13 protein-coding genes are annotated in these 11,386 nt (G+C 68.8%); all 13 read right to left on the minus strand.

What is annotated here, in order from left to right:
• Nucleotides 1–102 precede the first annotated feature (102 nt).
• Nucleotides 103–3,579: a phage tail protein gene (locus NS220_RS02050; protein WP_058622443.1), complete on the minus strand. Its 3,477-nt coding sequence runs from the start codon at nt 3,577–3,579 to the stop codon at nt 103–105.
• A gap of 14 nt (nt 3,580–3,593) precedes the next feature.
• Nucleotides 3,594–3,881 (minus strand): hypothetical protein, encoded by a 288-nt coding sequence (locus NS220_RS02055; protein ID WP_242864503.1) that lies wholly within the window; start codon nt 3,879–3,881, stop codon nt 3,594–3,596.
• Nucleotides 3,882–3,946: 65 nt separating this feature from the next.
• Nucleotides 3,947–4,327 carry a hypothetical protein gene (locus NS220_RS02060; protein ID WP_058622445.1) on the minus strand — a complete coding sequence of 127 codons (381 nt, stop codon included), beginning with the start codon at nt 4,325–4,327 and terminating at the stop codon, nt 3,947–3,949.
• A 77-nt stretch (nt 4,328–4,404) separates the two neighbouring features.
• Nucleotides 4,405–5,247, minus strand: coding sequence for a hypothetical protein (locus NS220_RS02065; RefSeq protein WP_058622446.1), 843 nt, complete (start codon nt 5,245–5,247; stop codon nt 4,405–4,407).
• Between the two features lie 61 nt (nt 5,248–5,308).
• A complete protein-coding gene (locus NS220_RS02070) occupies nt 5,309–5,731 on the minus strand; it encodes a hypothetical protein (protein ID WP_058622447.1) in 423 nt (140 codons plus the stop codon).
• Nucleotides 5,724–6,017 carry a hypothetical protein gene (locus NS220_RS02075; RefSeq protein WP_058622448.1) on the minus strand — a complete coding sequence of 98 codons (294 nt, stop codon included), beginning with the start codon at nt 6,015–6,017 and terminating at the stop codon, nt 5,724–5,726. Before NS220_RS02075 ends, NS220_RS02070 begins: the two co-directional genes overlap by 8 nt.
• A gap of 15 nt (nt 6,018–6,032) precedes the next feature.
• A complete protein-coding gene (locus tag NS220_RS02080) occupies nt 6,033–6,383 on the minus strand; it encodes a hypothetical protein (RefSeq protein ID WP_058622449.1) in 351 nt (116 codons plus the stop codon).
• Complete coding sequence (locus NS220_RS02085) at nt 6,380–6,739, minus strand: hypothetical protein (RefSeq protein ID WP_153004116.1); 360 nt, start codon at nt 6,737–6,739, stop codon at nt 6,380–6,382. Before NS220_RS02085 ends, NS220_RS02080 begins: the two co-directional genes overlap by 4 nt.
• A 20-nt stretch (nt 6,740–6,759) precedes the next feature.
• Nucleotides 6,760–7,203, minus strand: coding sequence for a hypothetical protein (locus NS220_RS02090; RefSeq protein WP_058622451.1), 444 nt, complete (start codon nt 7,201–7,203; stop codon nt 6,760–6,762).
• Complete coding sequence (locus tag NS220_RS02095) at nt 7,203–8,108, minus strand: major capsid protein (RefSeq protein WP_058622452.1); 906 nt, start codon at nt 8,106–8,108, stop codon at nt 7,203–7,205. The genes NS220_RS02090 and NS220_RS02095 overlap by 1 nt, the downstream gene beginning before the upstream one ends.
• Before the next feature lie 14 nt (nt 8,109–8,122).
• Nucleotides 8,123–8,506 (minus strand): capsid cement protein, encoded by a 384-nt coding sequence (locus tag NS220_RS02100; RefSeq protein WP_058622453.1) that lies wholly within the window; start codon nt 8,504–8,506, stop codon nt 8,123–8,125.
• A gap of 11 nt (nt 8,507–8,517) precedes the next feature.
• A complete protein-coding gene (locus tag NS220_RS02105; protein WP_058622454.1) occupies nt 8,518–9,771 on the minus strand; it encodes a head maturation protease, ClpP-related in 1,254 nt (417 codons plus the stop codon).
• Entirely contained in the window at nt 9,771–11,234 is a 1,464-nt protein-coding gene (locus NS220_RS02110) for a phage portal protein family protein (RefSeq protein WP_058622455.1), read from the minus strand. Before NS220_RS02110 ends, NS220_RS02105 begins: the two co-directional genes overlap by 1 nt.
• Nucleotides 11,235–11,386 lie beyond the last annotated feature (152 nt).

Genomic DNA, 11,386 nt, shown 5'->3' on the forward strand with positions numbered 1-11,386 from the left:
GCCACCCCTGCAAACCGTCACGACCGACGAAAAACCCCGTCGGGGCCGAGGAGGATGGGGCGCCACGGATGACGCGCCCATCCCCCCGGATCTCGAGAGCACTCATGCACCCGCCCTCCTCGCCACCGCCGCGAGCGACTGACCCGCCGCGACCACAGCCACCTGCGGATCCATGTGCTCAAAGTGGTTGTTCTGCACGACCGACGCCGACGCCGAAGCACCAGCCGTCGACCCGGCGGAACCCTGAACAGTGAGGGTGGAGGAGACTCCCTCCACGGCCGTCTGAACACGACCCGCCTGGGCGCGCGCTGCAGCGGCCATCGCCGCCGAAGCCCGCTCCACATCGGACACACCATCGTCGATACCCGCGGCCATCTGACCGGACACGGACGATCCTCCGGAGCGGAGCGCGTGCCACCCCGAACCCGATAGGGGTCCGCGCTTGGCCGGGGAGTGCGGGAAGAACCCGCCGACGAAGTCCATGAGACCGCCGAGCGCGTCCCCAACTAGGGGGATCGCGTCCGAGATGCCGTCGACGAACGCCTTGATGATCTCCGTGCCAGCGTTCAGCAGCGCCGGCCCGAGGGCCATGATCGCGTCGACCATCTCCGGGCCCATCGACTCGAGAGTCGATTGCAGCTCGGGGAGGATTGTCGGGATCGCGGTGATGAGCGCCTTGAACAGCTCGATCGACGCTGTGAGGAGCGTCGGGATGAGACTGATCAGGGTGGTGATGATCTGCGGCAGCATCCCCACGATCGCCACGAGGAGCTGCGGGATCACCGTCAGCAGCCCGATGACGAGTTGCAGGAACACCTGGATGACCGTCGACAACAGGGTCGGGATCATCCCGATGAGCGTGGTCAGCAGGACCGGCAGCATTCCCACCACGGTGGTGAGAAGATCCGGAATGACCTTGACGAGCCCGAGCACCAGTTGCAGGAACAGGGTGATCGCGGTCGTCAACAGCGTCGGGATCATCCCGAGCAGCGTCGTGAGGATCTGCGGGAGCGCCCCGATGATCGCCGTCAGCAGCACCGGGATGACCTGCACGAGCGCGGTGACCAGCCCGAGGAAGAGCTGCACCGCGCCGGTGACGATCGTGGGTAGCAACGCGACGAGCCCCTGGACGAGGCTGACGACGAGCTGCACCACCGTGGTGATGAGGACGGGCAGCACCTGGATGAGCCCGCGCGCGAGACCCGCGAACAGGTTCAGCGCGCCCTGCACGATCAGCGGCAGGTTCGCGACGAGCGCGTTGACGATGCCGGAGATCGCGATGGTGATGCCCGCGGTGATCTGCGGGATCGCGGACACGAGGCCCTGCACGAGGGCGTCGAGGATGTTGACCCCGGCGTTCAGCAGGACCGGTAGCTGCGAGAGGATCGCGGTGACGATCTGGGGCACGAACACCGCGAACTGCACCGAGAGACCCGGGAGCGCTGCGACGACTTGGCTGATGATGCCGGTCAGTCCCTGGACGAGTCCGGAGACGTCGGTGCCGGCGAGCGCGAGACCCGCGAACACCGCGGCTACGACCCCCAGCGGGCCACCGAGCAGACCGAGCGCGCCCGTCAGCCCCGGCAGGAGCGACGTGAGCAGCGGGATGCGAGCGAGGAGCGCCCCGAGGCCACCAGCGCCGAGCGCGGCCAGCGCGCCGACGACAGGGCCGATCACCGACTGCATACCCGAGAGAGCGCCGGTGAAGATCGAAGCGCCCTCACCGATCCGGTTCAGGAACCCGGTGACGCTGTCCAGAGCCGGACCGAGCACGTTCAGCAGCACATCGCCGAAAGCCTTCGCCCGCTCCTCGATGGGACCGAGCGCCGACGTCGCAGCCTGGATCAGCGGGGCAATCTTGCCGTAGATGGGCTGCAGCGCGTTCGCACCGATCCGACCCATCGCGGCGAAGAAGTTCCTCGCAGCCCCCGGTACCGTCCGGCCCATCTGGTCCGCGACGGTGCCGGCCGCGGCGGTAGCGGCCTTCGAGAACGTCTCGAAGTCGACCTTGCTCTCGGACGCCATCTTGAATACTTCGCCCGCGGTGACGCCCATGATCTTCGCCAGCTCGGCATAGATCGGGATGCCCTTGTCGGCGAGCTGACCGATGACGTCGTTCTGCACACCGTTGGCCTGGGTGGCCGCCTTGTTGAAGATCGACCCCATCTCCTCGAGGGAGATGCCGGCGGCGGACGCGTTGTTCGCGATCGCCTTCAGGTGTGCCTGCAGTCGCTCACCGGGCTTGATCTGCGCGGCGACGGCACCCGCGGCGACCGTGGCAGCTTCACCGAGTCCGAACGCGGTGCCCTTCACCGAGGCGAGGGCGTCCTGCATGATCTGGTCGACCGTGGACACGTCGTTGCCGAAGCCGGTGAGCTTCGCGCGGGCCGTGTCGATCGAGTTGAGGCGGGAGAAGCCCTTGGACAGTGCTACGCCGATCCCCACGGTGGCGACGGTGACCGCTCCGGTGGCGGCGTCCTGGATGCCCTTCTCGAGCGCGGATCCTGCGGCGGCTCCGGCGCGCTGCGCGGCACCGACGATCGACTGGAACGCGGTGGACGCGGCCGACCCGATGCTGCGAGCGGCGCTGGACACGCCGGAGGCGATGTTCGACGCCATGCGGGACACGGCGGGACCAACGGTGGCGCCGAGCTTCGCGGCGAGGCTCGCCACCTGCGAGGTGACGGGGGAAAGCCACGTCGACACACGGGAACCGAGGCGCACGAACGGCGAAGCGAGAAGCGTTCCCGCCGCCGCGGCGTACTGCGTGAACGGTCCGAGCGCACCTCGCACGGTGGAGCTGATGCCCGCCACCCACGAACGGGTGACAGCGGAAGCCTTCGCGAGCTGCCCGCCGACCATCGTCGCCAGCGACGTGAACGCCGTCGACACCGACAGGGCACCAGAGCGCGCCAGACGACCCAGGTACGTGAACCCTGTGACGTTCAGCAGAGCACGAGAAAGACCGCCCAGTGAGCCGGTGACGCCGCTGAACGCGGACTGTGCGGCACGAGCGTCCGTGAACCCCGACCGGAAGTTCCGGAGGAGCTGCGCGACACCGCCCGACGCGGCGACCGTCGAAGCAGCCAGAGCGGTCTGCGTGGCGCGCAACGACTCCTGCGCGTTCCGCAGACGCGTCGTCGCCGTCGCCACAGCCTCCGTCGTGACCTGAGCGTTCCGGCGGACCGAGTTGAGACGCTCCTGCGCAGCGACAGCCTGGGACGACTCCGCACCCGACTTCGCCACAGCCTCCGCGAGACGCGTCTCCGCGACACGGACGCGACCGGCGTCATCCTGCTGCTTCAGCCGAGCCTTCGAAAGAGCGCTGGATGCTGAGGCGACGTCGCGAGTGAGCTTCGACACCTCGGCCGCGCCCATGTCCGCCGCGGCAGCCGCCACGGACGACTTCAGGTCACGACCGAGGCTGCGGCCCAGCTTCTGACCGATGCCGCGGAAGCCGCCCTCGGTGGCCTTCGCGCCAGCGATCCCGGCGCGCGTGGCCTCCTTGGTGACGGTGGAGCGGAAGCCCCGCATCGTGGGGACGATCGCGAAGTGGCCGGAGCCGAGCTCGTCGGACATGCCACCTCCCAGGATCAGGTGAAGACGAACTCGCTTTCGAGAGCGGCATCCGCGGATGCGATCTCATCCGGCGTGGCCGGCGTCTGCTCGTCCGGGACCTTCATTGACCACGGCATGACCGCCTTCGCCGTATTCCGGCTCGGGATCTGTGCGAGCAGGGTCAGCAACTCCGGCATGGACGCGGGATACGCCCACCCCGCCAGTTCTGCGCCGAGCGCAGTCGACGGGTCCAAAGCGGCGCGCTTCACCAGCACGCACGCCTCACCCCAGTTCACGGCGTCACCCAGGTCCGAAAGCCCCACCCCGCACGACGCGCGAAGCGTCCACGCGGCCGCGGAGCGGTGCTCTCGAATGATCTGGACGACGCTCAGGATTCCGGGAGCTTCGCCCCCGCGACACGCTGGAACACGTCGAAGAACCGGGTGGTCATCGCGAGCGTCTCGGTGAAGTTGTGCGCCGAGAACTCGCGCACGGCATCCTCGCCGCCGATCGTTCGCAGCATCGACTTGACCTGCTCGACAGGATTCTCCGTCGACTCGGACAGCGCGTCGAGGTCGTCGAGGGTAATGTTCAGCGGGAGCTGGACAATCACGCCGTCCTCGAATCGGCCGACGAACTTCTTCTCGACGATGATGTGCTTGACGTCGGGGGCAAGGGCGGCGATGGCCTTGTCCTCATCGTCTTCGGTCCAGTTGTCGAAGTCTGCGTCCGTGAACGCCGGGGCGGGCTTGGTGGCGCGTGTGGCCATGATGTTCTCCTATCGGGGTTCTCGGGTCCGGGTGGAGGCTGGCCGGGCGACCCGATAGCACCCGGCCAGCCGGTTCATCACGCGACCGCGACGCCGGGGTTGGTGCCGCCGGTCAGCGACTTCGACGCGAGCGCGAGGACGGCGGCCGTCGGCAGCGTCACCGCGTACGGGCCAGAGCCCGTCGAGGTGATGCCCGAGATCCCGGTGACGCCCGAGATCCCGTTGAGTGCGCTGGTGACCGCCGACGCCGCAGCGTCGAAGGCGATCGGCGACGTGTTCACACCGTTCAGCGACAGCGTGAAGGTGCCGCCGGTCGGCGAGCCGCTGAGCGTCACCGTCCAGCCGGTCTTCGCAGTGGCACCCGTGGGCATGATGAGCCAGTCGCGGGAGAAGCCACCGATCGTCTCGTCCCAGATCCACTCGAAGGTCACGGCGCGGCCGTTCACCTCGCCGCGGGTCTCCTGGTCGGTCTCGACGGCGGAGATGCGCGCGAGACCGTTGCGCACGCGTGTCGCGCCGTTCTTGTACTTCGTCACCACCAGCAGCGGGAACGTCGTGTCGGGCGTCAGCCCGGTGATCACGATCATCCCGTTCGCGTCCGGCGTCTTGCCGGTCGTGAGGCGACGGACACGCTGATCGAACTGCGCGAGGTTGATCTGGATGGTCGGCTGGTCGTCACCGGCGAGCTTCTTGCCCTGCTGGAAGAACTCGATCGGGTCGCCCGCGTCGCCGCCTTCCTGGGGGCCGCCGTCGACCTTGAACAGCCCGACCTTCTCGTACCCGGCGGGCACGGTGATCGGCAGCGTCGCGCCCTGCACCGACGTCAGGTACGTCGGGCCTCCGGTGAGCTGAACGGCCGCGAACCCGGTGATCGGGACGCCAACCGCACCGAGGTCGTCGCCATCGGCATCTGCTGTCATTTCTCCTCCTTCAAAGGAAAGGCCGCCCCACCCTGGGACGGCCGCATGGGGTTGGCGTCGGCTACCAGGAACCGACGACCGTGTACTGAGCGGTCTGGTACCGCCGAGCCACGTCGAGCGCGTCATTCACCGGATACGGGCCGTTGAACCCGTCCAGCTCGACCGACGCGATAGGACTGTCGGGCGCGGTGACGATCGCCTCGTCCGAGAGGACGGCAGACAGCCACCGCGCGATGTCGTTGATCGGCTTGGGGAACGCCTTGGACCCGCCCAGCACCGTCGCCCCCACGGAGCGATCGAACGTCGGGACGTCCCTGCGGGGTCCGCTGTCGTCGCGGAGGACGATCAGCGGACGCTCCATCTCGACGGTGAGGTCGTCGGGCTCGACGTTGTCGACGTCGACGTCGATCTCCTCGGCGGCAGCGAGCGCACGGACGTACCCGGTGAGCCACAGCTCGAAGTCGGGTGGGGTGACCCTAACCACGGCGGCGGAGGCCCTTCATCGCGCGGACCACGACGCCGCGGCGGGACTCGATGAGCAGGGTCTTGGAGTCGCGGCCGACGATCCGCCACACGGTGCGGAATCGAGACTTGCGCGACTCGAGCCGGAAGCCGCGCTTGTAGGCGCCGGTGTCCTCCGGAGCGGACGCGACGATCGCGGCCATGCCGCGCTCGGCGACCTGCCGCGTTGCTTCGATCACCTGGGGCGATTCGAGAATGCGATCCATGACCGGCTGGTTGAAGCGGATCTCCACGTCGCGACGGGCCATGGTGCCTCCCTCGGGTCAGCCGACGTATCTGGTCAGCGGGATCTCTCGCGGCGGCGTCCAGCCGGTCCACGGGTTCGTGTCGGGTGCCGGCGGGATGCCGTCGATCGTGTAGACGTCGCCGCCGACCCGGATCCTGTCGCCCTTGCGCACATCGGCGGCTCCGCAGAACAGCGACTTGGCCTCCATGGCTTGTTCCCGCGTGGCGTTCCCGAGGCGGGACGTCGACGTCTGAGCGACGAACGCGCCGGGGATCAGGAGGATGTCGGGGTTGTCCCAGTTCGCCGGGACGGTCTTGCTCGGGTTGTAGGGGCTGGCCTCGCGCTTCGCGCGCAGTCGTTCGACCGTCTGCCCGCTGGGAAAGCTCATGCGTTCGTCTCCGGCCACAACCGGGACAGGGGGCGGTCCAGGGGGAAACTCCCCAACGGGCCGCCGGACGGGGCCAAGGAGCCGCACAGGGAACGAAGGGCGCTGCGGTCGGCATCCGTCCAGGTGTCAGAGTTCCAGTAGTCCACACGCGCAGGTCCGATGGCCTGCGCGCGGACACGCCGGGACCCGGGCGACGGCACCTCAGCAGCAATGCCACGGAGGATCGCCAGGGCGTTCTTCCGCTCTTCGGACTCGTCCTCGAACGAATCGATGCAGGGAGCGATGGAACGCGCCGCGACGAGGATCCGTCGCGCCACGTCTTCGGCCACACCAGGGAAATCCTCGGGTGTGATCATGACCATCGCCCCCTGCCTGCTCAGGACTGCTTCGCAGCAGCCGTGCGAGCGGTCGTCTTCTTCTCGGGCTCGGCCGCCGCGGCCTTCTCGGCGTCGAAGGCCCCACGCTCGCGCGCCAGCTCTTCCTTCGCGGCTTCGAGCTGCGCCACCTCGGCCGCGACTGCGTCCTTGGCCTGCGCCTTCGCGGCTTCGAACGCGGCGATGTCGTCGTCGAGAGCCTTCCGGGCCTCGGCGAGTTCCTCGTCCTTCTCGTCGAGCGCAGCGGCGACGGCCTCGTCGATGTCGACCTGGGTGAGGATCTTGGCGGCATCCGCCGAGTCGCCGCCCGGGAGGACGTTGACGCTGTCGAAGCGCTCGAGGTCGTCGTCGTGCACATCGACCGTCTCGCCCTGGTATCCGGTGATCGGACGGCCATCGACGTCGGTGAAGACGACGTAGCCCAGCTTCACGATGCGGGAGGCCATCAGCCGGCCAGTCCCGTCAGCTTGAAGATCGAGTACGGGTCCGTGATGTACGACACGAATCGCGCGCTGGTCTGCACCCACGTGCGCTCCGTCTCCGGCTCACGCCACGTTTCCGTGCCGAGCAGCTTCTCGGGACGCATCTCCCCCGGCTGGCGAGCGGCGAGCGCGTAGCCCGTGCCCGCGGTGACGCGGTTCGACACCTCGAAGTTCTCGATGCCGTACGAGTCGAGCAGGTCGGTCAGGTCGTCGCCGTACACGAGCCGAAGCTGAAGCGCCTGGTCGGGGTGCAAGATGAGGGTGTCGATGACGACGCCGAGCTCCTGCTTGTCGGCCATGGTCTGTGTGCGGGCGATGTCAGCACCGGGCCAGAGACCGGCGTTCGTCTGGCTGGCACCGCCGGTGACGACGTTCCCCCAGTTCGTGCCGGCGACGACCTGCGACGGGTACTCCGCGAGGGCCGCGTCCACGATCGCGATGCCACGCGCGTCCTGTCGCCGGACCATGGAGTTCATGATCTTGCGACCCTCGCGCTGGATGACGCCGCCGTCGTTGCGATCGCGTGCCTCGTCGAGGACGAAGAACTTGCCACCGTGCTTCTCGACGGCAGCGACCTTCGGCGTCGGGTTCTCCGACGTGAGGTTCGGGAACTCGGCGCCCGGCGCGACCTCCTGAACATCACGCGTGGGGAACAGGTCGTTCAGCGTGAGCTGGTCGTAGATGACCGCGCCGCCGCTGACCGATCCCGGGGTGGAGAAGATCAGGGGCGAGATGTAGTTGCGGAGGGTGATGTCCGACAGGTAGCGCGTGATGCGCGTGGGCTGGTTCAGCATCGTCTCCACCGTGATGGTGGAGCCGTTGACCGTCGGATTCGCGAGCGGGTACGCGGCCGCGTTGGGTGTGGGCATGTTGCTCTCCTCTCTCAGTAGAGCTCGATGAAGACGTCGTTACCGGCGGTTCCGGCCGACCAGGCGCGGCCGCGGGCCTTGCCGGATGCGAGCGTGACGGCACGCCCGTTCGCTCCGATCTCGACCTCGGCGAACGCCGCGATCGTGCCGCCCGCGGTGACGGGCAGGATCTGCCCTTTGCCGCGGATGACCTGGAGCTTCGCGCCGGCGGCCGTGTCGCGAGACGCGACGCCGACGCTGAGCGCGGCGGCCGTGGCGGTGGCCACGGTGATCGGGGTACCGTTGGCGGCGTTCACCGCGCCGGTGATGTCGACGAACGTCTTACCGACGATGGCGCCGGAGGCGGTCGCGGTGATGTCGTCGCCCGGGCGGTACAGCGGGATGGACTCGTTGGCCATGATGACGCTCCTCAGCGCTTCCAGTGGGCGGGGTAGGCGGAGTTGTCGTCGGCCTCGCCGACGGCGTGACCGATCTCCTCGGTGGCGAGGGCACCGTTGGCGGGCAGGCTCGCGAGGACGGCGCCGAACTCGGTCTCGTCCTTGTCGAGACGGGAGCGCCACTCGTCCTTCGACTTCGGCGTGATCTTCCCGGCGCGCAGAGCGTCGGTGATCATGCCGTCGCGGCGGGTGCGGTCCTGCTCGGCGCGGGCCTCGGCTCCGCGCTGCGCGTTGGCCTGAGTCTGCTCCCAGACCGTGCGGTCCACGACGATGGTCCCCTCGGCCGGCGCGGACGCGGACGCGTTGGCCGTGCCGGGGGTGGGGTCGGCCTGCTCCTCGAGCGTCTCGTCGAGAGCTGCAAGCAGGTTCTCGTCCGAGATGTCGGCGTCCTTCACGCCGAGCCGTTCGATGAGTCCAGCCCGGATGGTTGCGCTCATGGTGAGCTTCTCCTTCTGGTTGGTGGCCTCCGGCTCGGGCGAGCTCGGAAGGACTGTGGCCGCGCCGCGCGCTGGGGCATCGGTGCGGGGAGGGATGAACGGGGCCGCCGCGGCTTCACGGCCGAGGTGGCGCCATCCGAAGGCGCGTGCGGCGTCGGCGATGGGGATGACGTTCTGAGCGGCGCTCTCGCCGTCGTCGGCAGCGGGCGCGTGGATGGGTGCGACCTCGTCTGCCAGGCCCGCCTCGACGGCTTCCTCGGCCGTGTACCAGGTCTCCTCGACCATGGCCGCGCGCCACGATTCGACATCGCCGCCTGCGCGCTGTGCGTACAGCCCCGCGATCGTCTGCGAGAGCTTCTCGAGACGTTCCGTGGTCTTCTGCAGCGCGGATGCCGAGCCCCATGCGATCGACCAGGCGTCGTGGATCATGAACCGGCAGCCCGCTCCGGCGACGACCTTGTCGGCGCCGAGCAAGATGATCGTCGCGGCCGACGCGGCGAGTCCGTCGACCTTCATGGTGACTGTGGCCTTGTGGCGGGCGAGCGCGTTCATGATCGCGATACCGTCGTCGGCGACGCCACCGGGCGAGTTCACGTAGACGGTGATGTCGTCGACGTCGAGACCTTCCAGCTCACGCACGAGGCTCGGCGACGACACGTCGTCCCACCATTCGGAGCTGCCGATCGTGCCGTAGACGTGCAGCACGGCGGCGCGGCTGCCTTCCTCCTGGTGCAGGCGGAACCAGTCGCGTCCGGCGAGCAGGTCGCCGATGTTCGGGGTCGTGGTCATCAGGCGGCCTCCTCGGCGTCGTCGTTCGTGGGCGCGGCATTGGGATCGATGCGAGCGCCCGCCTGTCGCGCGATCTCGCGCGCTTCACGGCGGGTGAGCACGGGACCGACGCCGAGGTACGACTTCTGGACGACCTCGGCGATGGCACGCGCGGCGCGCGGGTCGACGTCGGTCGCAGAGTCGCTCGCGTCGGTCGCGCGGACCGGAAGGCCGTACTGCGCCCGCAGGTGCGCCTCGAGCGTGGGGTCCCACCGGATCGCGCCGGCGTCGAGCAGCGCACGGATGGACTCCGCGGTGGCGGGGTGCTCGGCGCCAATCTTCGGCGGGACGATCCGCGGCGCGGGCTCGGTCTCCCCCCAGTTCGCGTCGACGAGGTCCTCGATGACGTACTGCTGGAAGATGGTGGCGATGTGCCGGGCGAGCGCGTTGAGCGACTTCGTGAAGAAGTTCTCAAACGTGTCGCCGAGCGCGTAGGAACCGGTCGAGTTGTCGCCGCCGAGGCTGAGGAAGTTCGTCAGCGCCGCGCGGCCGATCTGCTCGTCGTAGTACCGGATCTGCTTGTCCAGGTCCGGCAGGTTGCCCTCGACGCCGGTGACGGTGAGGTTCGCGCCGTTCGGCAGCGATGCACCAGCGGTGTCGCCCGCTCGAGCGCCGCGTGCGATGGTCAGGCCGCGAGCGATCTCGGCGTCGAGCCACTTCAGCTTTTCCTCGTAGGAGGCGCCCTCGGGCGGAGGGGCGCTGGTGTAGATCGGCAGACCGAGACCGTTGCGGTCGGATGCCAGAGCCTGGACCCGCAGCGTGCGGTCCTTGAGGAGCCACATCTTGTAGGCCGGGCGCAGGAGCGAGACGCCGGCCCAGTTCGCGCCTTCGCGCTCGTTGACGTAGACGACGAGGCGGTCGACCGGGATGCGCGTGCCGAGCACGCCGGTCGAGACGAACGACGCGCGGGAGAGGTCCGGGCTGGACAGTGCGATCCCGAACTGACGGATGGCGACGAGGCCGCCGTCAGCAGCGACATCGAAGCTCGCGATGGTGCGCGGCGGCCGCCAGGCGAGCTTCTTGATGATCGCGAGGCCGAACGCGTCAACGTCGTAGACCTGCTCGAACACGGAGTGCCCGTGCACGAGCTCGAGAAGGGCGAGCGGCAGGTGCTCTGCGAACGTGAAGCGACCCTTGGTGCGTAGCGGTGCCTCCCAGGGCACGCCCTTGATCGCGAGCGACAGATTCCGTGACACGTGGTCGGCGACCTCGGGACGAACGCCGCTTGCATCCAGAGTCCACTCGGACTCCAGCAGCGGGAGGAACACGGCGCGCAGCATCGAGGCGACCTGCGTGTCATCTCGGCGCATCCGGTCCGTGATGGCGATCGACTTCGGCCACTGGAAGTCGGGATCGGAGTCGGCCTCGTCGAGGAGAGCCGACCATCCGGCGAGCGGGGCGGTCTGGTAACCGATCTCGGCCACTGGACACCTCCTGTCAGAGTCGGGCGATCGCCAGGTCCGCCCACCCGCCAGATGCAGGCTCCGTGCGGGTGACGAGCTGAGCGGCCGGCGGGGGTGGGCTCGGACCCGGCGCTGTCTCTTAAACACCTCTGCCGCTGCCGACGACCTTCCGC

It is taken from the genome of Microbacterium testaceum (assembly GCF_001476655.1).
Classification (GTDB): Bacteria; Actinomycetota; Actinomycetes; order Actinomycetales; family Microbacteriaceae; genus Microbacterium; species Microbacterium testaceum_C.